General features: G+C 41.9%; 21 protein-coding genes and 1 pseudogene. 3 read left to right on the forward strand and 19 right to left on the reverse strand.

What is annotated here, in order from left to right:
* Positions 1–280: 280 nt before the first annotated feature.
* Positions 281–940: pseudogene (locus RVY80_RS01020) on the forward strand (YadA-like family protein); the annotation flags it as partial.
* Between the two features lie 80 nt (positions 941–1,020).
* Here RVY80_RS01020 and RVY80_RS01025 read toward each other — a convergent pair.
* From RVY80_RS01025 to RVY80_RS01050, 6 genes are all read right to left on the reverse strand, one after another.
* On the reverse strand, positions 1,021–1,491 hold the full coding sequence (locus RVY80_RS01025; protein WP_295188975.1) for a hypothetical protein: 471 nt from the start codon (positions 1,489–1,491) through the stop codon (positions 1,021–1,023).
* Between the two features lie 148 nt (positions 1,492–1,639).
* Entirely contained in the window at positions 1,640–2,629 is a 990-nt protein-coding gene (trpS, locus tag RVY80_RS01030; protein WP_317329290.1) for a tryptophan--tRNA ligase, read from the reverse strand.
* Between the two features lie 159 nt (positions 2,630–2,788).
* Positions 2,789–4,621, reverse strand: a complete 1,833-nt coding sequence (gene glmS, locus RVY80_RS01035) for a glutamine--fructose-6-phosphate transaminase (isomerizing) (RefSeq protein WP_295188980.1) — start codon at positions 4,619–4,621, stop codon at positions 2,789–2,791.
* Positions 4,622–5,180: 559 nt separating this feature from the next.
* A complete protein-coding gene (locus tag RVY80_RS01040) occupies positions 5,181–6,206 on the reverse strand; it encodes a TRAP transporter substrate-binding protein (RefSeq protein WP_295188983.1) in 1,026 nt (341 codons plus the stop codon).
* A gap of 11 nt (positions 6,207–6,217) precedes the next feature.
* Positions 6,218–7,510 (reverse strand): TRAP transporter large permease, encoded by a 1,293-nt coding sequence (locus tag RVY80_RS01045; RefSeq protein WP_317329291.1) that lies wholly within the window; start codon positions 7,508–7,510, stop codon positions 6,218–6,220.
* Positions 7,511–8,026 (reverse strand): TRAP transporter small permease, encoded by a 516-nt coding sequence (locus RVY80_RS01050; protein WP_295188991.1) that lies wholly within the window; start codon positions 8,024–8,026, stop codon positions 7,511–7,513.
* 502 nt (positions 8,027–8,528) lie between these two features.
* Between RVY80_RS01050 and RVY80_RS01055 the strand changes: the two genes are divergently transcribed.
* The gene (locus tag RVY80_RS01055) at positions 8,529–8,828 is read left to right on the forward strand and encodes a GNAT family N-acetyltransferase (RefSeq protein ID WP_295192875.1); all 300 of its coding nucleotides are present in this window, start codon (positions 8,529–8,531) and stop codon (positions 8,826–8,828) included.
* A gap of 306 nt (positions 8,829–9,134) precedes the next feature.
* On the opposite strand, the gene RVY80_RS01060 is transcribed toward RVY80_RS01055, so the two are convergent.
* From RVY80_RS01060 to RVY80_RS01120, 13 genes are all read right to left on the reverse strand, one after another.
* Positions 9,135–9,722, reverse strand: coding sequence for a phospholipase D-like domain-containing protein (locus RVY80_RS01060; RefSeq protein ID WP_310746468.1), 588 nt, complete (start codon positions 9,720–9,722; stop codon positions 9,135–9,137).
* Between the two features lie 363 nt (positions 9,723–10,085).
* Complete coding sequence (glmM, locus tag RVY80_RS01065; protein ID WP_310746467.1) at positions 10,086–11,438, reverse strand: phosphoglucosamine mutase; 1,353 nt, start codon at positions 11,436–11,438, stop codon at positions 10,086–10,088.
* A gap of 203 nt (positions 11,439–11,641) precedes the next feature.
* The gene (locus RVY80_RS01070; protein WP_295189003.1) at positions 11,642–13,297 is read right to left on the reverse strand and encodes an NAD(P)/FAD-dependent oxidoreductase; all 1,656 of its coding nucleotides are present in this window, start codon (positions 13,295–13,297) and stop codon (positions 11,642–11,644) included.
* A gap of 1 nt (position 13,298) precedes the next feature.
* On the reverse strand, positions 13,299–14,216 hold the full coding sequence (locus RVY80_RS01075) for a CdaR family protein (RefSeq protein WP_317329293.1): 918 nt from the start codon (positions 14,214–14,216) through the stop codon (positions 13,299–13,301).
* Positions 14,213–15,025 carry a diadenylate cyclase CdaA gene (gene cdaA / locus RVY80_RS01080; protein ID WP_317329294.1) on the reverse strand — a complete coding sequence of 271 codons (813 nt, stop codon included), beginning with the start codon at positions 15,023–15,025 and terminating at the stop codon, positions 14,213–14,215. Before cdaA ends, RVY80_RS01075 begins: the two co-directional genes overlap by 4 nt.
* A gap of 105 nt (positions 15,026–15,130) precedes the next feature.
* On the reverse strand, positions 15,131–15,445 hold the full coding sequence (locus RVY80_RS01085) for an XdhC family protein (protein ID WP_317329296.1): 315 nt from the start codon (positions 15,443–15,445) through the stop codon (positions 15,131–15,133).
* Positions 15,435–16,163, reverse strand: a complete 729-nt coding sequence (locus RVY80_RS01090; RefSeq protein ID WP_295189016.1) for an XdhC family protein — start codon at positions 16,161–16,163, stop codon at positions 15,435–15,437. The genes RVY80_RS01085 and RVY80_RS01090 overlap by 11 nt, the downstream gene beginning before the upstream one ends.
* Before the next feature lie 78 nt (positions 16,164–16,241).
* Entirely contained in the window at positions 16,242–17,054 is an 813-nt protein-coding gene (yqeB, locus tag RVY80_RS01095; protein WP_317329297.1) for a selenium-dependent molybdenum cofactor biosynthesis protein YqeB, read from the reverse strand.
* The gene (locus tag RVY80_RS01100) at positions 17,051–17,722 is read right to left on the reverse strand and encodes a nucleotidyltransferase family protein (RefSeq protein WP_317329298.1); all 672 of its coding nucleotides are present in this window, start codon (positions 17,720–17,722) and stop codon (positions 17,051–17,053) included. The genes yqeB and RVY80_RS01100 overlap by 4 nt, the downstream gene beginning before the upstream one ends.
* Positions 17,723–17,732: 10 nt before the next feature.
* Positions 17,733–18,491: a selenium cofactor biosynthesis protein YqeC gene (gene yqeC, locus RVY80_RS01105; RefSeq protein WP_317329299.1), complete on the reverse strand. Its 759-nt coding sequence runs from the start codon at positions 18,489–18,491 to the stop codon at positions 17,733–17,735.
* A 129-nt stretch (positions 18,492–18,620) separates the two neighbouring features.
* The gene (locus RVY80_RS01110; protein WP_317329300.1) at positions 18,621–20,918 is read right to left on the reverse strand and encodes a xanthine dehydrogenase family protein molybdopterin-binding subunit; all 2,298 of its coding nucleotides are present in this window, start codon (positions 20,916–20,918) and stop codon (positions 18,621–18,623) included.
* On the reverse strand, positions 20,915–21,370 hold the full coding sequence (locus tag RVY80_RS01115; protein ID WP_295190772.1) for a (2Fe-2S)-binding protein: 456 nt from the start codon (positions 21,368–21,370) through the stop codon (positions 20,915–20,917). Before RVY80_RS01115 ends, RVY80_RS01110 begins: the two co-directional genes overlap by 4 nt.
* A complete protein-coding gene (locus RVY80_RS01120; RefSeq protein ID WP_317329301.1) occupies positions 21,361–22,149 on the reverse strand; it encodes an FAD binding domain-containing protein in 789 nt (262 codons plus the stop codon). Before RVY80_RS01120 ends, RVY80_RS01115 begins: the two co-directional genes overlap by 10 nt.
* A gap of 30 nt (positions 22,150–22,179) precedes the next feature.
* Between RVY80_RS01120 and RVY80_RS01125 the strand changes: the two genes are divergently transcribed.
* Entirely contained in the window at positions 22,180–23,157 is a 978-nt protein-coding gene (locus RVY80_RS01125; protein WP_317329302.1) for an epoxyqueuosine reductase, read from the forward strand.
* Position 23,158 lies beyond the last annotated feature (1 nt).

A 23,158-nucleotide genomic window follows, 5' to 3' on the forward strand; every position in this document is an offset into this window, starting at 1 on the left:
TGACCCAACAACAATTTCTGGTAATGCGTCCTACTCCTTAGGTAATGACAATAGTATTCCTACAGATAATACATTTGTAGTAGGTAACAATGTGACTGCTACGGCAGACAACTCTGTATTCCTTGGCGATAACACAGCTTATGTAGCGCAAGGTTCTACTACAGAGGGTTTGTCTACAACTTACACAAGTAGCACTATCGGTTCTCGTACTTACAGCTATGCTGGTGGCGATACTAATACTGGTGTTGTTTCCGTAGGTAGTCAAAGTGGCACACGTCGTATTCAAAACGTATCCGCTGGACTTGTAAGTGCTACGTCTACAGATGCCATCAATGGCAGCCAATTATATGCCGTTGCTAATACATTAGGCACTGAAATCGATACTTTAAGTAATATAGTAAATAACATCAACACAAACTTCTACGGTTCCCTCAATCGATTAGATAACAAAATCAATAAAGTAGGTGCTGGTGCCGCTGCATTATCCGCACTCCACCCGCTTGATTTTGATCCAGATGAAAAATGGAACTTTGCTGCAGGTTATGGTAACTATAACAGTGCCAATGCCATGGCATTAGGTGCATTCTACCGTCCGAATGAAGACACTATGTTCAGCATTGGTGGGTCCATGGGCAATGGTATGCTCGAAGGCTATCCAGATGGTACTTTCAAAGGTAACCAAGCTATGACTCGTTACGAAATTGCAGCATTATTCTACAGAGCCCTCAAAAACGGTGCCCCTGTAGATGACACCATGGATCGTGCTATGAATGAGTTCGAATCTGAGTTCCGTCAATTGCGCCTAGAACATTTCCGTGTAGACCGCATTTCTGGCAAAGACAATGACCGCCATAAAATAGAACGTATCCGTGTGAATAATGAAGATAATAAAGAAAAAGGAATCTACAAAGACGTATATGGTTCTATCATTCAAAAATAAACTTTATCGGATATAACAAAGAGCACAAAACATTAGAAAAAATCTCCACGATAATTTGTGGAGATTTTTTTATTGCTACCTCACTGAGATATCGCCTGTATTAATTTCATCTTGTCTGGATAGGCAACAAACTGCAAGTCCACTTGCATCATATAGAGCCCCCCGCTATTACTGACAGCTTGTATTTCTTCCCAACTTTCAGTAAAACCTATAATTTGCTCATAGGCAAGAAATACAAAGTATGCCTCCTCGTGAAAGAGTATATCGAATCGCTCCCGTAAATCAATGGGACCACGCAAGATAACAAGGCCTTTTTCACAGATGAACACCTTTGGGTCTGCAATGTGATGTGTCCACCACAATACGATAACCAACACTGCATAGTCAATAAATTTAGCGAATAGCTCCGTTGTTCCCCGCGAATGATAGACTGCAAATACCATGATGATAATTGCCAGTATACGTCCAATCCAATTTAGAGCCTTGTGATTAGCAATTTCTTCCTTCACCTGTCCACAGGGAAATTTTTCAAATACTTCTTGTTTAGTCATAGTACACCTTTATTGATACGTCCATGGGGGCATCCTCTAAGGATATCCATGGCTAAACGAATTCTTAAATAAATAGGCCCCAAGTCGGGGCCTATTATAGTCTCACCCGCTAAAATAATCAACGGATTATAGTTTAGTTATCAAATGATTAACGGCGGCAAAGGCCCATAGCGAGTTCTACTTTGCGATACATTTCGCTAGCTTTTGCATGCGCTTTTGCAGCACCTTCATCGAGAATGCTATCGAGCAATTCAGGGCTGTTAATCAATTCATTGTAATGATCTTGAATTGGTTTCAATGTATCTACCAATAAATCAGCAATATCGCCTTTGAAAGCGCCATAGCCTTTACCACTGTACATTTCCTCAATTTTTTCATAGCTATCTTTTGTAATAGCACGGTAAATGCCCATCAAGTTAGAAATGCCAGGTTTGTTTTCTTTATCGTAACGCACACAGTTATCAGAGTCAGTTTGAGCACGTTTCAATTTTTTCACAATCACATCTGGTGCGTCTAACAAGCGAATTGTCGCATTTTGATTTTCATCAGATTTAGACATTTTCTTCGTTGGCTCTTGCAAACTCATAACGCGAGCGCCGCCTTCACCGATTTTAATGTCCGGCACTACAAATGTTTCACCAAACAAACGGTTAAAACGTTCAGCCAATATACGAGTTAATTCCATGTGTTGTTTTTGGTCATTCCCTACTGGTACGTAGTTTGTGCCATACAACAAGATATCTGCAGCCATCAATGGCGGGTATGTCAACAATGCTGTTGGTACGGATTCACCACGTTTTTGTGCTTTATCTTTGTATTGTGTCATGCGTTCCAATTCACCTACATAGCTGATGGATTGCATAATCCAGCCCAATTTAACATGCTCTGGTACTTCAGATTGTACGAACAATGTTACTTTTTTAGGGTCCAAACCAACTGCCAAATATAGGGCTGCTAAATTACGTGTATTTTGGAATAATTCCTTTGGATCCTGTGGTACAGTAATCGCATGTTGGTTAACGATACAATAATAACATTCATCAGTATCTTGGTATTCTAGGAAATTGCGCAAGGCCCCTAAATAATTGCCCAATGTCAATTCACCGCTTGGTTGAATGCCTGAAAATATAACTGCCATTGTACTGGCCTCCTCTTATCTATTTGGTGAAAGTATAATCGATAGCCATAGAAGGTATTCTATGGCTATCTTTTAACTTATAAATTTAGTATTCGCTTATCTATGTGCTTGTTTACGGGTATTTCCCCGCGAAAGCATGACCTAGTGAACAATCTCATATTACTCTACAGTAACGGATTTTGCCAAGTTTCTTGGTTTATCTACATCAGCACCACGAGTGATGGCTGCATAGTATGCCAACAATTGTAATGGCACCACGGCTAAAATTGGAGCGATGAATTTATTAGCACGAGGAATATAGATGGTGTGATCCACATGTTTCGCGATTTCTTCGTCGCCTTTCATACCGATACCGATAACAACTGCTTCACGAGCTTTTACTTCGCGGATGTTGCTGATCATTTTATCGAATACATCTTCTTGTGTAGCTAACGCAATCACAGGTACGCCTTCTTCGATCAATGCTAATGTACCATGTTTCAATTCGCCACCAGCGTAAGCTTCTGCATGGATGTAGGAAATTTCTTTTAATTTCAACGCACCTTCCATAGCTACCGCGTAGTCAATGGAACGTCCAAGGAAGAACGCATCAGTTTTGAAGCCATAATGCTTAGCGAAGGCTTTCATGTCTTCGTCTACTTCAAAGATAGTATGAATCAATTCTGGTAATTCATGGATGCCTATCAAAATATCTTTTGCCAACGCAGCATCAAGTTTACCATTTAATTGGCCAAGATATACAGCGAACAATAAACCTGCTACCAATTGTGTGGTATAGGCTTTTGTGGATGCTACAGAGATTTCTGGACCAGCCCAAGTGTAAACTGTTTGATCAGCTTCGCGAGAAATGGAAGAACCTACTACGTTTGTAATCGCCAAGGAGCGAGCACCAAGACGTTTTGCTTCTTTCAAAGCCGCCAATGTATCACTAGTTTCACCAGATTGGCTGATAACGATGCACAATGTAGAGCTGTCAGTCAATGGATTGCTGTAACGGTATTCGGACGCGATTTCCACATTAACAGGAATGCGAGCTAGGCTTTCAATGTATTTTTTTGTCACAAGGCCCGCATGGTATGCTGTACCACAAGCAACGATTAAAATATTTTTGATACTATCTACGTCAGATGCTTCCCAGTTTAATTCACTGAACAACGCTTGAGACATATCCTCAGAGATATGCGTACCAAATGTGTCGCGAACGGCTTTTGGTTGGTCATGAATTTCTTTCAACATGAAGTGTTCATAACCACCCTTTTCAGCAGCCTCTGCATTCCAAATTACATGGAATACTTTTTTGTTGATAGGGTTACCAGCACGATCAGATACGGATACGCTATCTTTCGTAACGATGGCAATTTCGCCATCGCTCAAGATGTATGTATCACGAGTATAGTTGATAATAGCTGGAATATCGGAGGCAACAAAGTTTTCGCCTTTGCCCAAACCGATAACTAATGGGTTTTCTTTTTTAGTACAGATGATTTTATCTGGTTCGTCCGCACAGATGATTTCCAATGCATAGGCACCATCAACGCGATCAAGCATACGACGAACAGTACCTTCAAAATTACCATCATACATATCTGCTAACAAGTGAGCGATAACTTCTGTATCTGTTTCAGATTTGAAATGGTAACCTTTTTGAAGTAATTCTTCTTTCAAAGGCATATAGTTTTCAATGATACCATTGTGAACTACAGCAAATTTCATATTTTCATCCGCATGAGGATGAGAGTTCATATCGGATGGACGACCATGCGTTGCCCAACGAGTATGACCAATACCTACTACGCCTTCGTTTGGATCTTGTTTAACGATGGCCTCTAAATTAGCAAGACGGCCAACCTTTTTTTGAATTTTGATAACATTATTGGCACCGATAACAGCGATACCTGCGGAATCATAACCACGATATTCTAATTTCGCCATACCATCCAATAAAAAATCTGCAGCTTGATTAAAGCCAATATATCCTACGATACCACACATAAATGTGACCTCCTGTAAGTGTTCTTAATGTATAAAACTCACTCAGATAATCTTTGTCGCAGCTGTTACCAACTGTTTTTGCCTTATCTGTTACGACATGAGTGTGCCGAGAGAGCATCCGCTGATGATTCGATAACCCTCTGCCTCGTCGGCCATAACGGCTGTCTCCGTTTGGCACCTGCGCTATTCGAATGTACGAATTTAGGTATCCTTTCTGAAAGTTCCGACAGATCTGGGTGTATTAACTCTATATATACCAACCTATATTATATAGGAATTGCCTGCATCCTGTAAAGACTGAGACAACTTCCCATACAGAGCATCCCCCATTTTCTGTAAGTAAATAAAACAAAAAACCGAATCCTCAATCCATGTCAATAGGATTCGGTCCTTCTCTAACTATATTCACATCTTGTCTCATAGCTTCATATAAAAAAACAAGGACTAATCAACTCTATTTTTCAGAGTGATTGGTCCTTATATATTAACTTTTTTAGTTGTTTTTTTATAACTATAGCATTATGTATTCCCGCATCACAATTCCACCAATTTATAAATATTAATGTACCTCTGCTGTTGCCTTATCTACTTCTTGAATGAGTAAGTCTGGCAATTCAGCACCGATACGTTGTTTAATCATATCGATAACTGGGCTACGAGTGGCTTTCATTTGATCGAATAGCGTTTGATTAAACGAAACGATTTCTGTACCAGAATCCGTTACAATTTTCGAACGGCCTGCCGCACGTTTATCAGTTTGATCACCAGCCCAAACCGTAGCATCCTTTGCTACTTCATCAACCAGTTTTTGTAAATCTGGTGGCAATTGATTGATAATTTTCGGGGAACCAATCAACACTACCGTATGGTAAATATGATTTGTAGTGGTTACGTATTTTTGTTGTTCATAAATGCGCGCCGCTACAATGGTTTCGATAGGATTTTCTTCACCATCAATCACGCCTTGTTGTAGGCCCATGTATACCTCAGACCAGGTCATCGGTGTTGGGTTTGCCCCCACGCCACGCCAAAATGCCAAGTGGTAGCGATTTTCCATGGTACGAATTTTCATACCTTTCAAATCATCAATACTAGCCACAGGTTTGTTGTTCGTCAATTGACGGAACCCTTGGTCAGTAATGCCGAGTAATGCGATGTTTTTCTCTGCATAGTAGCCTTTGAGTTTTTCAAATACCGGACTACCTTGAGCAATCACCTTACGAGCTACCTTTTCATTTGGGAATGCCATTGGGATATCGAACACTGCCGCTTGTGGCACGAAATTCACCTCTGGTGCCGAGTTTTGCGCCACAAAGGTTACATTGCCATTTTGGATACTTTCAATTAGCTCAATATCACCGCCCACCTGCGCATCAGAATAGTAATGGGCACGGATGCGACCATTGGAACGTTTTTCTAATTCATGCCCGAAATATTTCAAATATTTGAACGTTACTGTGTCACGCCCATTATCAGCCGCCAAATACACATCATAGACCTGGCGAGTCTGTTTGTCAGATTGACCACAACCGGCCACTGCAAGCATCGTCAATACCATCATTAGGAGTAATACTATTTTTTTCATATTCACTCCTCCTATTTCAAAAATGCCAAACTAATGTCTGGCACAAATGTAATAATTAATAACGCTACGATGAAAGCACCAATAAATGGAATCGCAAATTTAATAATGCGTTCCACAGGAATTTTAGTCAAAGCACTAGATACGAATAAGTTAACACCTAATGGCGGTGTTACGAAACCAATGGCTAAATTTACAACCATGATAATACCAAAGTGGATTGGATCGAAGCCAAAACTCTTTGCTAGTGGCAATAGAATCGGCGTCAACACGAGAATGGCTGGTGTTGTATCCATAACCATACCAACGAATAGTAAAATTACATTTACTAGTAAAATAAAGGCCACTGGATTATCTACGACACTCGTAATGGCTTGCTCGATAGTTTGTGGAACTTCCATAAACGTCAATACCCGAGCGAATGCAATGGCGGCAGCGATGATGAAAGCAATGCTAGCATACATCTTTACGCTGGCTTTCAAAATGCCATAAATATCCCCAATCCATACGCGTTTGTAAATGAACATAGCTACAAACAAAGAATAGAATACGGAGATAACCGCCGCCTCTGTAGGGGATGCGATACCACTGTATATGGTGCCCAAAATGATAATCGGAGACAATAGAGCCCAAAAACTATCAAGGAACAATTTCCATAAACCGTCTTGTTTTAATTCCTCATGGTAGGCGTTGAGTTTTTCACGGTTCTCACCATGTTTCCAGCAATAGTAATACGCATAAACCATCAAACAAATACCAATTAATAGGCCCGGTAAAATGCCACCGATAAACAATTTGCCTACTGACACGTTAGCTGCCTGTCCATAAAATATAAATGGAATGGATGGCGGAATGACTACGCCTACCCCACCGGCTACGGCCACCAAGGAGGTCGCAAACACACGATTATAGCCCAGCTTTGTAAGCACTGGAATCGTCATTGCCCCTACAGCCGCTGCCGTAGCAGGACCAGAACCAGAAATGGCGCCATAGAATAGACAAGTCACAACCACGGAAATCGGTAGACCTGCTTTCAACGGAGCGATGAAATAAGAAAAGAAGTTGAACATCTTTTCAGAAATACCGCCTTGGGCCATGATATTGCCAGACAGCATAAACATTGGCACTGCAAGAATAGGGAAACTGTTAATGCCAGAAATCATGGCACGTACGAGGTACGGCCCATCCGTCGGAAACCAACTATCCACAAGATGTGGCATAAAACTCATGCCCGCCAGCACCGTACCAATTGGCACAGCGAGACAAACAAGAAGGAAAAATGTAATACCTAATACTACTGGTGACATCTATTTATCCTCCAATCCGTGTAACTCATCTAACACGAAATTGCGTTTGCGTTTCTCTTTTACATTCTCGTAATTCATGACGCATTGTGCGATGCGAAGAAGAGATAAAAACGCACTAATCATAACAGATGCCTGTACGATGTACATTGGTACACCTAGAGCCGGGCTTATCTGTCCACTGGTGAAAGTCGCCGCCACCACTTGATAACCATAGCCAAGCATCAATGCAGCCACGGCTGTTTCAATAGCGAAAATAACATAATCTAGTATAGTCTGAACACCTTCAGGTAGCTTCATTTTAATAAGCTCTACGGCAATAGAACTTTGGTGTTTGATGCAATACGGAATGCCCAAGAACCCCGACCAAACAAACATAAAACGAACGAGTTCCTCAGACCAACTCAAAGAATTAGAAAATACATACCTTGCCACTACCTGCACCCCCATGATCAATGTCATCGCGGCTAATAGTAGGACCAGAATAATTTCCTCGAAATATTCATCAATCCACTTCATAGTGCTCCCCCCCCATAGCAAAAAATAATTAATATCTGATTCTAATTAATATCTGATTCTATAGATATGTGTTCTATTATAGCCAATCGCTCTACAGTATGCAATTGTTTTCTCCAGGTAGATATTTTTGTTTTATCTTCGTCCTAGGCTCTGTAAATGAAAAGGCCACCATATTCCACTCGTGCTCCGAACGCCTTTGGCGTAAGTCTCAAAGGTGTGCGCTAGATAGTTGCACTGTCTCTTTGTCTAATTCTGTTCTCGTCCATTTAATCCTATGAAGTTTCACCAGAATGACCTCGACATTTCGTTGTGGATAGATGCTTAGCACAACTGTTTAATTTAGATCTTACTAATTTAATCCGATGGAGATTGGAAAGAATCATTTCGACACTTAGCTGAACAAGAATTCAGGTGACATTTTAATGAATTATATATATGATAGTGGTATAGATATAAATTCTCATTTTGTTAATTATATGCACTACATCCAAGGAGGTTTATTATGTTAGATTTAATCATCACCGTCCATGACGAGGCTAATGTTGGCGAGATTCACGCATATACACAGGATAATGTATTGGCAGGACGTATTACATATGTAAAAAACGATGCCCACCATATTACCATTGAACACACCTATGTAGAAGAAGCCTTTAACGGACAAGGTGTGGGCGGACAATTGGTGAAAGCAGCGATTGAGTATTGTGAAGCTAACAATATCAAAATCACCCCGGTGTGCCCGTATGTGGTTCACTATTTTGAAAAACACGCTGATGAAGTAGCTTCAGTTCTTTACAAGTAATCGGTAGATGGTGTGGCGAAAGATGTTTTTGTTCCGTTCACCTTACATACTAATTAAATAGAAAGAGCGACGAATTCCACTCTTGTTCCGAACTCCTTCGGCGTAAGTCACAATCGTAGAACACGTCACTCTTTCTATTTATAATCCCATCTACTAGCCACTAAAACAAAAATATCTTTCGTTGCACGGTTCTACATTAACGGTGTAAAGAACTATAATCTACAGCATCTACGGTATATGGAAACAGTGAACCACATCCGGAGCACACTTTTCCAAACCAACCAGATAAGTTTGGCAATCTAGCTTCTATACATCTTTGAAAAACATAATTTTATATATATCTACCGTTTTAGAGTTATGTCGTTTTTCCGCTAGTTCTTTATTATCATTCTGGTGGTCAATCCCAGATGATAATAAATTCATACTTCCAATAAGATACCATTCATTATCTTTTATAAATAATTTGTCATGCGTATCTGATTCTAATACTCTTAATAAATAATCCTTTCCAAGTTTTTGATATATCCGTTTTATTTCCTTAATAGCTTCTCTCGAATTTTCTAGCCTCCTTTTATTATCTAAATACTTAGTAGATGCTGGGTCTCCATATCCATAAATTATTTTAGTTACCACATTATTTTTAGCCAGTTCTTCAAAGCAAGACTTATAAGTATCCTTCACCAACTTTTTACTGACCCACGGTGAAATTATACAGACTTCGGTCTTCGCCGACTTTAATCCGTCCATAAAAACTTGCCGAATTTCTTCACTCTGGAGAATTTGATCATCGAGATGTTTCTCACTATTTAAAGCTTCTATCGCTTTTATTTGTTCACTATAGGATGCATGTAGCTCATCAATTTGTTTTTTTAGCTCTTGCTTATCAGTTTCCAATTGTTCATTTTGTTTTTTTTAATCCTGATCGTAAATTGTGAGCTTTTTATTTCGCCAATGTACCTTCTACTGCACCTTTTATTTACCTAGTATATTATTAGTAAAACACCACTACATACTATCTATTACTAAACATAAATTAATCTAATTACTCTTGTAGAGAAGGCTATCTGGCCTTTAAGTTTTTCTCCCCCAAATACTATCTATTAGGCTCTCATAACAGTATTGACGCTTATAAATAAAAGAACACAATGTGTTTCGCTTTGTGAATTACGCCGAAGGCGTTCGGAACAAAAGAAATACATTGTGTTTTTCATTTACTATCTATTAAATTGTATTTACGAGCCTAACAGATTTCAGCAACTACTCCGCTAACCCTTGTTCATGAGCAATGACGTCAGCGATTTCTTGGCATAATGATTGTAGTTCTGTTTGATCCGGCCCTTCAGCCATAACGCGAATCAATGGTTCCGTACCAGAAGCACGGACGAGAACGCGGCCGCTGTCACCAAGTTCACCTTCTGCTGTTACGATAGCAGCTTTAATCAAATCGTTATCTTCCCAACCAGTTTTTGTGACAACGCGAACGTTCACCAGAACTTGTGGGTATTTAGTCATAATTTTAGCTAGTTCAGACAAGGGTTTGCCAGATTCTTTCACCAAGGCAGCCACTTGAACAGCTGTGAGCATGCCATCACCGGTAGTGTTATGATCCAAGAAAATAACGTGGCCAGATTGTTCGCCACCAACGGAATATCCGTGTTCGCGCATGTATTCAAGCACGTAACGGTCACCTACAGCAGTGCTGTAGGTGTGCATACCTAATTCTTTAGCTGCTTTGTGGAAGCCGATATTACTCATTACGGTACCAACAACCATATTATCTTTCAATTTGCCTTCGTTTTTCAATTTCATGGCGCAAAGCAACATGATTTGGTCCCCATCAAGAGTTTCCCCTTCATTATCGATGAGCAAGCAACGATCCGCATCACCATCGTTAGCGATACCAAAATCGGCTTTATGTTGCAATACTGCAACACGAAGGCCTTCTAAATGTGTGGATCCACAATGATGATTAATATTTACCCCATCTGGAGCGATATTGATGTTAATCACTTTAGCGCCAAGACCAGATAGAATTTCAGGGCCTACGCTAGAAGCTGCACCATTGGCACCGTCATATACGATAGTCAAACCTTCTAGGGATGTATCGATAGTATGGCGCACAAAATGTGCATAATGATGCGCTAAATTACTATTGTACTCAATAGTACCAATACCGTCACCAGTAGGACGAGGCAATTCATTATCTGCACTTTGGTGTACGTATTGTTCAATTTCATCCTCTACTGCATCAGGTAATTTGAAACCATTACCATCGAAGAATTTAATACCATTATCTGGGAATGGGTTATGCGATGCAGAAATGACGACACCTGCATCAAAGCTTTGTTGACGCACTAAATATGCCACTGCTGGTGTAGGCACAATGCCAGCCATCACAACATTGCCGCCTACGGAGCAAATTCCTGATGCCAAAGAGCTTTCAAGCATGGAACCAGAAATACGAGTATCTCTACCGATCAAGAACGTTGGATGTTCTTTCACCTTACTAAAATGTGTTGCCGCCGCACGTCCCAAGTGGTATGCCAATTCAGGTGTCAAAAACTCATTGACCACACCGCGTACACCGTCAGTACCAAATAATCGAGCCATAATATCCTCCAGTACGCCGTCCCTCTTGGGTCGACGTCAACTATCTATGTTCAAACTATATACATTATACAACTATATGTATTATCTAACTAGTCAACTATCTATGTTCAAACTATATACATTATACAACTATATGTATTATCTAACTATATATATTATTTATATATTATTTCCATAAGTTACCTACAGATTGAAATATACCACTATTTACCGACTGGTTTGTATTTCGCCATACATATAATGGCCGTTTCTGCACCATCAAGAGCAGCGCTCATGATGCCACCCGCATAGCCAGCGCCCTCACCCATAGGATAAAACCCTCCTACTGTAGGGGAAACACGGTTGGTATCTCGCCCCATCCGTAGAGGTGCAGATGTTCTCGTTTCTACACCGGTCATACAAATATCTGCATTATCAAAACCATGAATACGTCGTCCCCAGTACGGCAATGCTCGCTCCAATACGGACGTTACAAAATCTGGCAAACAATCATGTAAATCTCGATCCACGATGGCTGGTTCATAACTGTGAAGGCTATTTCCTACACTGGCGGAACTTTCACCAGCATCAGCTAATAATTCACGCCCTCGTTGCGCTGTTTCCTCATCTTTACTATGTGCCAAGAAGCTACCGATAGTCTGAGCTGGCGCCGCATAGTTAGCGCCACCTAATTCATAGGCTTTGCGTTCCCAAGTTCGTTGGAAGGCTACCCCATCTAAAGGATGCTGACCAAAATCATCTGGTGACACATTGACTACGAGAGCACTGTTGGCAATACCGCTATCACGAGCATACAAACTCATGCCATTTGTCACAACGCCACCATTTTCAGACGCACTCGCTACCACTTGCCCCCCTGGACACATACAGAAGCTATAGGATGTCCGGCCGGTTTCCCCATCATGATACACCAAAGAATATTCTGCCGCACCAAGGCCAAGTTCTTCTGGCATAACACCATATTGAGACACATCAATCATAGATTGTGGATGTTCTATACGTACACCAATAGCAAAGGGTTTAGCCTCCATGGCCACATGACGTTCATAGAGCATTTCATAAGTATCTCGTGCACTATGGCCTACGCCAGATAATACTATTGTCGTATCAATTCGTTCGGAACCATTGACCTCGACACCTACAATATGGCCAGCCTCAATGAATAAATCCGTTACTTGTGCACCAAACCGAACAGTACCGCCCCATTCGATAATACGCTCACGCATATTTTTAACCATAGTTCGGAGTTTATCAGTTCCCACATGTGGTTTATGTTTATACAAAATCTCTTGAGGTGCCCCAAATTCCACAAAATATTCTGCAATTTCATGTAATCTTGGATGGGTTACACGAGTTGTCAATTTTCCATCAGAAAAGGTACCTGCACCACCTTCACCAAATTGAACATTAGAGGTCGGTTTAAATTGGCCTTCTTTCCAGAATGCCTCAATATCCGCAGTTCTTGTATCTACATCTTGACCACGTTCCAACACGATTGGTGCATAACCTTCACGGGCTAAGTAAAATGCCGCCAACATACCTGCTGGGCCAAATCCCATAACTACAGGGCGATGCGCTAATGGTACATTCCCTTGTACAATTGGCTCTGGCGCCTCTGGCGTAATCACGCTAAAGTTTTTATCCTTTTGGAGTTTTTTCATCACTGTAGTTTCGTCATGAACCTCTATAAATAAGGTATATACAAAAACTACATTTGGTTTTTTCCGTGCATCAACGGCACGACGAACCACGTGGATATCTTGAATTTGACCACGTAATGGAGGAAACTTTTTCTCCAACAACTCTTGCAAACCTGTTTTCACCGTAACGGCTACACGCAGGTTAATTAATCTAATCATATTATTCCTTTTTTACAATCTCAACTTTGACATTTACAGTCTTAGTTGTACTAGTTACCCCATTAGGGAGTAATAAGTTATATGAACCTTCTACATTCGCGGTAGCTCCCGAAATGTTAACTAAATCAGTCTGTGCTTGTGTAATTGAATCCATCAATTCTTCACGCCCTAGAATGGTAACCTGTGCTGGTGTAGATGTTATGGCTTTTACCACATAACCAGGTGCCACTGCCCCTGTAGTCGACACCACTACAGGCACGGCTTTTTCTGTACGAACCGAATTCAATTCATATTGAGCCTGTGCTTGCGCAGGATTAATGGCTAAATCGAGGACATTCCCGTTCGCATCCCACGCTTCAAGAGCGCCTACACTAGTAAAGTTTTTCGTTTGACCTGTCACATCTACTTTCATAACTACACGAGCCATTTTATCAAGTAATTGTTTTCGTCCTGTCACAGTCACCTCTTTAGGGGATGTTGTGACACTCTGAATAGCCACCGTATCAGATAGTTTTCCCACCGGAACAATTTCTACATTCATTCTTTTTTCTGCATATTCATCAACAGAAATAGATATGGAATCTGGCGTCAATGCGACTACATTCATACCATTAGGTGGTGTAAAGTATACTATTAAATTAGCTTGACCTGGTGATACCGCCGAAGCATCTACGTAAGCTTTCAAATTTTCATGTTGAACATTTAAAATTTTATCCCGTGGACCACTGAGGGTAACACGTATATCTGATGGCAATCCATCTAAAATATATTGAGAATTTAAATTTTGTACTTGTAAAGGTACACGATAGCTAACTTCTATAGTAGGATTCTGATCTTTCATAATGAAAAACCACATGAATATGGCTGCTAGTACCGACAATATTTTGGCCGGCCAGTTTCCTCTCAAATGTTTCATCATTTGGAACCACCCCATTTCCACATACCCGTAATTGTTTGACGAGGGCGTTCCATAAATGTCCGCAAGGCTTCTTTAATTTGATCCTCTGGCAAATGGCGATAAATATGACCGCCATAAGTATAGGAAATCTTACCAGTTTCCTCACTGACAACGACAACAACACAGTCAGCCTGCTCTGAAAGGCCTATGGCCGCTCTATGACGAGTACCAAGTTCTGTACTCAATGTGCGATCTTCTGTCAATGGCAACAAACAACCCGCTGCCATAATACGACCATTGCGAATAATCATGGCCCCATCATGAAGCGGTGTACTAGGAACGAATATATTTTTAATTAATTCTCGAGATAATTTCGCATCCACAAGAATCCCTGTATCAATATAATCACCGAGCCCAACCTCACGTTCAAATACCATGAGGGCCCCTGTATGTTCACGAGACATAACTCGAGCAGCGGCCATAACTTCATTAATAGCGGAATCCATCTCTGCCTCTGAGACATTTTGCGCACGATTAAAAATTCGACCACGCCCTAGTTGCTCTAAGGCTCGACGTAGTTCTGGTTGGAATACTACAGGTAAGGCAAACAAAAGTACTGTCATCCCTTGTTGTAGAATCCAATTAATAACATATAGGTTCAGTGTGTGACTCACAACATTTATGAAAGCTAACACTAATAAACCTTTTAACAAGGATACAGCACGTGTATCTTTTAGTTGCTTATAAACGAAATAAATCGCTACAGCAACGGTCATGATATCTATAAAATCAAGAAACCGGAAGGTCTCTATTAACGAACTAAACTGCATGGGGGTGGTTCAACTCCTAACGGTAAAATAATTAGAATCTATGGATCTCAATGCTCACACAATTTTCAAACCGCAAACTGCGCTATCGACTGTGTTTTCACAAAACTATACGTTCTGTATTTCTATCCATACATCCATTTGTCCACCGCAAACCATACCTTCTTTAACAGCTACATCGTCGTCAAGCAATACTTGAATACGTCGATGTGATTCCTTTTTTTCTAAGGATTCTACAGCACTCAAGCGAATTTCATTTTCTGCACGGCCTCCACCGATGGTACCAAAAATACCACCATCTGGATAGACAACCATGCTAGTGCCCGCTTTACGAGGTGTAGAGCCTTTTGTATATAAAATAGTGGCTACTGCCAAAATTTTGTCAGTACGTTGACTCAAATATTCAACAAACTCACGATTCATTTGGTATCCTCCGTTCTCTCAAATGTTCCCCTTGTTTACCACGGGTTACCGCTAAATATTCACTCACAATGGATAAAGCGATTTCCTCGGGTGTTTGCGCCCCAATGTTCAAGCCAATTGGTGCATAAAGCATATCTAGCTCCTCTTTAGACCAACCTTGCTCTACCATCACATCTTTTGCATAGCGAATACGTTGGTGGCTACCCATGATGCCCATGTATGTTGGTAGTTGGTCACGCAATTGCTGTAAACAAATATTGTCATATTCATGGGCTCTCGTAACTACGATAAACCCATTATATTCATTGAGTGGCAATACATCTTTGAAACTTTCCATCGGCGTACAAACGCGGTCCACGCGCTCATCAAAGAAATCAGGGCGCAAATATTCCGCACGGTCATCAACCACCGTTACTTGGCAACCGATAAAGAGCAATAAATCTGTAATTGCTCTACTCACATGACCAGCACCGAGTACGAGGACACGAGGATCTTTTTCTACAGGTTGCACAAAGCATTCCAAGTCTCCCACCACACAAAGACTATTCATCTTCGCGGAGTTTACATTGAACCCTTCAATAGGTGAACCATACAAAACTGCACCATCATCACCATAAATAGTTTTATCCCCTTTTCTAGGGCCTGACAAAATGGTAACCATCATAGTTCCTTCTGCAGTTTGTAGGCGTTCTTTCATTACGTCATATACGCTAATCATAGTAACCTCAATCACTCTTCCATAATATATTCTATTTAGCTACGCCCACTAATGTAGGCACAGTTATATTCTGTATTATTAGCAAAATTGCTTATCTTTTTCTACTTGGTATTCCCACGCAGTAATGGCCTCCATAGCGCCACCACCAACGGCAAGGGATTTATCTGAAATGCTGTAGCAATGGAATTCCTCGCAACGAGCATCTACGTCAGCTAATTTAAAACCTTCTGTAACCATGAGGCCATTTTTCAAAATGCCTCGCAATATACCTGTAATTTTAGCACGTACAGGTATATCCTCTACATAACCAATGACTTCATTGGCTTGTACACTGTCGCCAATATGGCGTTTTGCAGTAAATAGGCCTTCTGCAGGAGAGTGAATAACACGTTCATGAGTATACCCACCGACATTACCAGGAATGCCCGTATTTGGCTGCGCTGAACCATCATAAATACAACGACCTAACCGATGGCCTCTCATGGTTTCAATCACCACATCTACGTCGACACCAGCGGTAAAGCCAGGTCCGAGGCCAATTACTAAATCTGCATCATAGGCTTGTGTGCCTTTATTAACCTTCGCCAAAATACCGTCAACAACGACATCTGGCTTGAAGGCTTGTAATACATCTAAATACGCATCTGTCACAACAGGAATCACATCAGTATTGATAAGATTCTTCGCCTCTATCATAGATACATGGCGTGCCACAAAGCGCTCTAATACCATTTCTCCACGATGTACCGCATTACCATAAGAGACTTCACGGCGAATCATAGTAGGAATAGCAATTTCATTAACGATAACAGGATATCCTGCTCGTTTCAAGCGATAAATCACACCGGATGCAATATCGCCTCCGCTACGTACTAATACTAGTGGTTTCATTTAGACCTCTCTATTTCTAGTAATCGTTGATAATCATCTGGTGTATCTACATCAACCCCCATGTCCTCTTGTATGGACACATAAGTGACGTAAGGTTTGCCCGTCTCCTTGAGGATACGGCGTCCCCCTCTATCTCCGTCAATTTGTTTGAGTTCGTTAAACCAGTGCGCCCCAAACAGCACCGGGTTTCCTGGCTGTTGGCTTTCACCATAACGTGGACAAACAATAGCCTGCTCGGAATGCTGTGCTTGAAATTGTGTGACCAATTTCGACACCACCCCGGCAGACAACAGAGGTTGATCACCCACTGAACATACTATTCCGTCCAGATGAACGTTCAATGAGTTAGCTAATTCACACACTGCATTAACACCAATTTGTAATGACACACTTTGCCCTCTAGAGGGCTCTGGATTTTGCACACTAGTAAATCCATATTGACTCAAAATCGGCACCAACTCATCATGAGTGAGACCCGTGACAGCCACATAGGGATGTTCATAGGCCTCACCTACACCATGAATACAACCTAGAGCCTGACAGACTCCGCCTGTCAACGCATCACACACGGAGTCTAAAATAGTTCCTTCCAACCAAGGAAGTAGTTGTTTATTTTTTCCCATCCGCTTGGATTCACCAGCGGTGAGCAATACAATTCCTATCGCCATAACTCAGACATTATCGGCATTGAATAATCCGACGAATTTCGCAGCTTGCCTTGTATCCATCGGCTAAATAAATAGCTGTAATATCACTATCCACCACATGGTCGATAAAATCGTCAATCACACGATGTTGCACTGTATCATAACCAGTACAGAACAAGATTTTACGACCTTTGCTGTATTGGAACAAACCTTTTTTATCTAGCACCACATGTGCCAGCATGCTAGGTGTAACGATAGCGCCTTCTTGGCGCCCCATAATATCCTTCACGAGTTCAATATTATGCACATGCTCCTCATCCAAAGAGGAACCCAACATTTGAAGATTCACCACACCGATAGTGGTCTGTGTCAACTCTGGGATAACTGGTTCTGTAGTTTTCGGTGCTTTCAGCCATTTTTCCTTAGCCCCATCCGCCTCAACAATAATTTGCCATTTATGATGTAATTTGCTCATATCGTCGATTTGTTTAGAATCCAAGGCTTGTACTTTCGTACCGTCCACACCGGTAAACCATGCCGCGCATTGACCTTTGAGGACCGCTGCTGTGCATGCCTCGTCCGCTTTGTTGATATCCGTACCATAGAATGGGTTCCATTGTGCCACTTGTGATTCGTAGAGGTGGGTTGTGGTCGTAACCATCACAGATTGCCCTGCCAAACGGCCATACTCTACCAATTTTGAAAGTACCGTCGTTTTGCCACCGGCCCCTACGAGGGCTACAATGCCAGGTTTAATGAGTCGATTCCAATAATGAGTTTGCGTTGTCATACAATCAGTCCTCCTTATGGGATAGAGAGATTTTGCTTGCACCTCGGTGATTTCGCAGGTCCTAATCGGCGCATCTCACACAATAATTAGGCACTACGAAATACACTTTGGTGAAAGCTACAAAAATATCTATACTTTATATTTCTCGTCCATACCCATAAATACCTTCTCAGGAGTCATAGGTAATGTACGAACATCTGCACCAACTGCATTTTTAATAGCATGTTGGATTGATGGACAAGCTGTATTAATAACGACCTCGCCGATGGATTTCACACCATAAGCACTGGTAGGTTCATAGGATTCTACAAATTCCGTATGTAATGTTCCCATGTCTTGACGGGTAGGAATTTTATAAGTCATAAATGTATCTGTTTCGAGTTTACCGGACGCACTATAACGCACATCTTCGTATAGAGCCATGCCAATACCTTGCACTACCCCGCCTTCCACTTGGACACGCGCCAATGTTGGATTAATTACCGTACCACAGTCAACAACAGAATAAAAATTCACTGGTGTCACTTGACCGGTTTGGGTATCTACCTTCACCTCAGCAATGGATGCCATGAATGGTGGAGGAGATGTATGACTGCCCCAAGAGGCAAAACCCGACAATTGACCATAGGTAGGACCAAAATTAACCAGCAATTTTGGCGCCAATTCTGCAACGGTCATTGTTTTAGATCCATCTTTTGTAGTAGCCACAAGGCCATCAAATTCGATAGTGTCTGCCTCAACATCCATAAATTTAGCGAACGTATCTACAATTTTCTTCACTAATTCTTCGGCTGCCGTTTTTGCAGCTGTACCAGTAACATAGGTTGTACTAGATGCATAAGAACCTGGGTCGAATGGTACCACGTCAGTATCTGATTCAACAACGGTCATGTATTCCATTGGACAACCTATGATTTCACAAGCCATCTGCGCCAATACAGTATTAGAACCCATGCCCATATCAGAGGAGCCTGTGTAGAGTGTATAACGGCCGTCATCACCTAAACGAATTTCAACGGACGCTGTATCAATTTTGGCGATACCAGAACCTTGCAATGCCAAAGACATACCAAGGCCTCCACGGTAACGGTCATCGATTTGCCAACTATGTGGACGTTCATCCCAGCCGGCCATTTTCTTAACCTTCTCCACAGCCTCTTGGAACAAACCAGATTCCATATATTCATCTTCATCGTACACGAGACTTTGCTCGCCTACAGCGATCAAATTCTTCTGCCGAAGTTCTGCAGGGTCCATGCCTAGCTCATCAGCCAAACGGTTCACTGCACATTCTAATGGCCATAAAGCCTCTGTAGCACCATATCCACGGAAGGCACCACCTGGAGAATGATTCATATACACCGCTTCAGAACCATAATGAACGGCTGTATTTTTATTATACAACGGCACTGATTTATGTTCCGCTGCCGTTGTGGTAGTAAATGCATGTGTGCCGTGAGCCCCTGCATCTGTAAGGGCGTACATATCAATAACCTTGATGATACCGTCTTTATCGGCACCAATACGGATATTCCAATCGCGGCCATGACGTGTAGTGGAGCATGTTTGTGCTTCCTTACGTTCATACACAAGAACAGCTGGTTTTTGTAACTTCCAAGTTACAAAGGCTACCATCAACTCTGTGCAAGCGGTCTGTTTAGAACCAAAGCCACCACCGATACGAGGTTTAATAACGCGAATCTTGGAGGTTGGAATGCCTAATGCACGAGATACATGACGGCGCACGTGGAATACGATTTGCGTGGAGCTTACTAATACCAAACGACCTAGTGCGTCGATATAACCAAATGTTTGGAAGGGTTCCATCGCGGATTGTACAGTTGCTTGATTATAGTACGTACCTTCCACAATGTGGTCACATTTAGCGAGTTCACCTTCCACATCGCCGACTGTTTTATGGTAGGAAATAGCAATATTACGTTTTGGTTCTGCCCCAACGTTCATATTGAAATGGATATCGTCCTCTGGATGCACAATCGTTTCATTATCGATAGCCGTATGAAGGTCTAATACAGGTTTCATCACCTCGTATTTCACCTTAATCAACGGCATTGCCTTTAGGGCCGTCGCTTCATCACGAGCTACCACTAGGGCCACTTCATCACCTACATAACGCACGATTTCATCAAGAATGAGCGCATCATAGGCAGATGGTTCTGGATAGGATTGGCCAGCTAGAGTAAATCGAGTTTTAGGCACATCTTTGTATGTATATACCGCTTCTACGCCTGGTACCAATAAAGCTTTGGATACGTCAATATCTATAATGCGAGCCATCGCATGAGGGCTGCGCAATACTTTAATAATGAGGGCATCTTTCGGGATAAAATCGCTAGTGTACGCTGGTTTACCACTCAAGATGCCTTTATGGTCTACCTTTTTATAGGATTTGCCTACATGTTTCATGCGTTTCCTCCCTGTAAAAATTTACGAACACCGCGAAGTTGAGATTCATAACCTGTGCAACGGCAAAGGTTACCAATCAAATATTCACGAATTTCATCATCGCTCGCGCTTGGATTACGTCGTTTCAACGCCAACGCACTCATCATCATGCCTGTAGTACAGAAGCCACATTGATCGGCCCCTTCAGATGCCAGGCAATCAGCTAATTGGGATGCTTCTTCTTCAAGACCTTCTAATGTAGTGATCTCATGACCAGGTGCACGGAAGGTTGGGTATGCACAGGATAATGTCACTTCGCCGTCCACCCATACCGTACAAAGGCCACAGTTCGTTGTATCACAACCACAACGAACACTATAAAAACCAAGACCTCGCAATGTGTCTAGTAACATTTCGTCGGTAGCAACATTAACAGGAACGTTTTTGCCATTAATTTTAAGTACTAGTTCCATGCTTCTACCTCCTTCACTAAACGAACCACCATGGATTTAGTCATGGCTTGGCGATATTCTTTTGATGCATGAGAGTTCTTTTGTAAATTTAATTCTTCCGCTGCCAGCTCACCAGCTTCTTTAGCGGCAGCTGCGCCTTTTTCTGTTAATAGAGCGCTCGCTTTTACAGCCTTCATAGGTGCGCCTGGACGAGTACCAACGTATACAGCATAGCCAGTCTCATCCTTGCGGATAGAACCAGTTAAATACGGGAAATCACCACGAGAAATACGGAGAGCCTCTATGGCTACTGGTACTTCATAATTAGGAATGCGGATTTCCACTAAAATATCACGATCGCGATAGGTCATATAATCCTCAAGGCTCATACGACCACCATTAGCAAGGACTACGTCGGCCTTTACAGCGAGGAGGGCTGGAATAATATCGGAGAAACCGAAACGACTCGCTACGGAACCGCCCATGGTCGCCATATTTCTAAATTGAACACCTAGGATTTCATGAATACCTGCAGGAATGATGCCCTTTACAAATTGACGAAGTGGCTCGAATTGCTCCACATCGCTTTGTGTTGCCATAGCACCAATAACAAACTCATTATTTTCTTCTTTCACATAACGAAGGCCAAGCTCGCTCAAATCAATCACGACAGGCCAAATACGACGACCTAATCGAATCCAGCACCCACCGGCGAGGAGTGGTGCCATTTTGTTTTTAACCGCTGCTTCATAGGCTTCGGCAACCGTCTTCGGTTGAATGACTTTAGAAAATGCTAACATATGATTTCCTCTCAATGTTATAATTGAACCATGATTACTAAAACTACACTTACAAACTATTGTCAAAAATTACATATACCCGTCGTCGGCGTCGCACCGTGGCCACTCCCCACAGAGGCTCGCGAGATTTTGTTCGAATCCGAACCATGTCCGTTTACCGAACCTGACATCGATGCACGTCTATCCGGTAATACAGATTTTACGCCTCACAGCGCTATCGTCTGTCTATTCCCATACTATGTACCCCATACTGGTGAAAGCAATCTCTCACGGTATACGTGGTCGGAGGATTATCACCTGGTGGTACCAGCCTATCTACAGCGTTTGGTGGACCGTCTTTCCCGGAACTATCCTGGTGAAAGCTTCTCCATTCACTGTGACACATCACCTCTAGCGGATCGCTACATGGCCTATTTGGCAGGACTTGGATTTTACGGCAAAAATCATTGCTTTATTAACCCCGTGTACGGCTCCTTCGTGTTCATCGGTACCATATTAACCTCTCTCGAGATTGAACCAGATATCCCCATGAGTGATACTTGCTTAGGATGTAATCGCTGTATCACTGCTTGTCCAGGACAATCACTGGGGAAAATTTCCACCAATCGTCAGACGTCAACCGCAACCGCAACCGCAACCGCAACCGCAACCGCAACCGCAACCGCAACCGCAACCGCAACCGAGCATAGCATATTTGGTTTTGAAACCTGCAAGAGCTATCTCACCCAGAAAAAAGGCGATTTAACTGAATCGGAACAGCACATTATACAAAAGACACCGCTTATTTTTGGTTGCGACGTGTGTCAGGATGTATGTCCTCATAATCAGAATCTTCCGACCACACCCATCCAGGAATTCCACGCTATCGATCCAAAGGTAGATGTATCTGCCTTTGAAGCCATGACGAACAAGGAATTCAAGGCCGCTTATGGGCATAAATCCTTTGCGTGGCGAGGCAAGAAAATTCTAATTCGTAACGACGAATATATTCACAAAAAATCAAAATAAA

The organism is Veillonella absiana (assembly GCF_032970865.1).
Lineage (GTDB): Bacteria > Bacillota > Negativicutes > Veillonellales > Veillonellaceae > Veillonella > Veillonella absiana.

Coding starts and splice junctions, on each gene's coding strand:
- RVY80_RS01025 (WP_295188975.1), bottom strand. CDS start 1,491: ATGACTAAACAAGAAGTATTTGAAAAATTTCCCTGTGGACAGGTGAAG.
- trpS (WP_317329290.1), bottom strand. CDS start 2,629: ATGGCAGTTATATTTTCAGGCATTCAACCAAGCGGTGAATTGACATTG.
- glmS (WP_295188980.1), bottom strand. CDS start 4,621: ATGTGTGGTATCGTAGGATATATTGGCTTTAATCAAGCTGCAGATTTT.
- RVY80_RS01040 (WP_295188983.1), bottom strand. CDS start 6,206: ATGAAAAAAATAGTATTACTCCTAATGATGGTATTGACGATGCTTGCA.
- RVY80_RS01045 (WP_317329291.1), bottom strand. CDS start 7,510: ATGTCACCAGTAGTATTAGGTATTACATTTTTCCTTCTTGTTTGTCTC.
- RVY80_RS01050 (WP_295188991.1), bottom strand. CDS start 8,026: ATGAAGTGGATTGATGAATATTTCGAGGAAATTATTCTGGTCCTACTA.
- RVY80_RS01055 (WP_295192875.1), top strand. CDS start 8,529: ATGTTAGATTTAATCATCACCGTCCATGACGAGGCTAATGTTGGCGAG.
- glmM (WP_310746467.1), bottom strand. CDS start 11,438: ATGGCTCGATTATTTGGTACTGACGGTGTACGCGGTGTGGTCAATGAG.
- RVY80_RS01070 (WP_295189003.1), bottom strand. CDS start 13,297: ATGATTAGATTAATTAACCTGCGTGTAGCCGTTACGGTGAAAACAGGT.
- RVY80_RS01075 (WP_317329293.1), bottom strand. CDS start 14,216: ATGATGAAACATTTGAGAGGAAACTGGCCGGCCAAAATATTGTCGGTA.
- cdaA (WP_317329294.1), bottom strand. CDS start 15,025: ATGCAGTTTAGTTCGTTAATAGAGACCTTCCGGTTTCTTGATTTTATA.
- RVY80_RS01085 (WP_317329296.1), bottom strand. CDS start 15,445: ATGAATCGTGAGTTTGTTGAATATTTGAGTCAACGTACTGACAAAATT.
- RVY80_RS01090 (WP_295189016.1), bottom strand. CDS start 16,163: ATGATTAGCGTATATGACGTAATGAAAGAACGCCTACAAACTGCAGAA.
- yqeB (WP_317329297.1), bottom strand. CDS start 17,054: ATGAAACCACTAGTATTAGTACGTAGCGGAGGCGATATTGCATCCGGT.
- RVY80_RS01100 (WP_317329298.1), bottom strand. CDS start 17,722: ATGGCGATAGGAATTGTATTGCTCACCGCTGGTGAATCCAAGCGGATG.
- yqeC (WP_317329299.1), bottom strand. CDS start 18,491: ATGACAACGCAAACTCATTATTGGAATCGACTCATTAAACCTGGCATT.
- RVY80_RS01110 (WP_317329300.1), bottom strand. CDS start 20,918: ATGAAACATGTAGGCAAATCCTATAAAAAGGTAGACCATAAAGGCATC.
- RVY80_RS01115 (WP_295190772.1), bottom strand. CDS start 21,370: ATGGAACTAGTACTTAAAATTAATGGCAAAAACGTTCCTGTTAATGTT.
- RVY80_RS01120 (WP_317329301.1), bottom strand. CDS start 22,149: ATGTTAGCATTTTCTAAAGTCATTCAACCGAAGACGGTTGCCGAAGCC.
- RVY80_RS01125 (WP_317329302.1), top strand. CDS start 22,180: ATGATTACTAAAACTACACTTACAAACTATTGTCAAAAATTACATATA.